Annotated in this window: 1 protein-coding gene; it reads right to left on the bottom strand. The window is 51.5% G+C overall.

The window, feature by feature from the left end:
- On the bottom strand, positions 1 to 1,123 hold a 1,123-nt coding region (locus tag KDK16_RS00725; RefSeq protein ID WP_257274247.1), incomplete at both ends, for a putative PEP-binding protein.

The raw sequence follows: 1,123 nt of genomic DNA, 5'->3' as shown, positions 1-1,123 counted from the left end.
ATTCGAAGATTATCCAGTCCAACACTGGCTTTGAGCATCGCCCGGATTTGAACCAGAAATATTTCCGGATGATCCAGGGTTACCCTGATACCACGCCACCCTAAAAAGGGGTTGTCTTCTTCAATGGGAAAATAGTACAGCGCCTTGTCCCCACCCACATCCAGCGTACGCATGGTGACCGGTCTGGGTGCAAAGGCTTCAAGCTGCTGGCGATAGATTTTTTCCTGTTCTGCTTCGCTGGGGAATCGTTCCTTGAGCATAAAAGGAACTTCGGTACGATAAAGACCGACACCTTCCGCGCCCCGATCCAGGGAACGAACCGTATCAGTCATAAGGCCGGTATTGACCCACAGTGGTAACCGGTGGTTGTCCAGAGTGACACAGGGCAGATCGCTGATCGTTTCCAGCCCTTTACTGAATTCTTTTTCTTCTTCAACAACGGCCTGATAATGTTCCAGCAGTTCCCTGGAAGGTGAGGCATAAACCAACCCAAGGTTACCATCAGCAATCAGATGCTTGCCGGTCATCTTGTGATAGGGCAAATCAACGGCCCCCATCACTGTAGGAATACCCAGAGCCCTGGCCAGTATGGCCGCGTGGGAATTGCTTGAGCCCTGTATAGAGACAAGACCCGCCAACTTATCCCGGGGAACATCTGCCAGCATACTGGCTGTCAGTTCTTCACTGATCAGAATGGTTTGATCAGGGTAGGTTATGCACTCATGATCGTGTTGCTGAATACTGGCAAGAACCCGACGACCCAAGTCTTTGACATCAACAGCACGCTCACGCATGTAAGCGTCGTCCATCATTTCAAAATTACGGACGTGCTCGTTTATAACCTGCCTGAGTGCTCCCGGTGCCCAGTTACCCTGTTTCACCCGGTTTCTGATTTCCAACCCCAGTGCATTGTCGTCCAGCATCCGAAGATAGACATCAAATAACGCCTGCTCTTCTGCCGGCAGATGGCCAGAGAGCTTTTCGGCGGTGGCCTTCATTTCCGAACGGACCGATTCCAGAGCCAGATCCAAAGACTCCAGCTCTTTCTTGATGTCGTGGCAGGTTCGATCAGGAACAGCCCCTAAATCAGCGACCGGAGAAACGACAACGGCTTCACCAATAG

The organism is Endozoicomonas sp. SESOKO4, from assembly GCF_024606275.1.
This window is presented reverse-complemented; position numbering and strand designations above follow the sequence as displayed.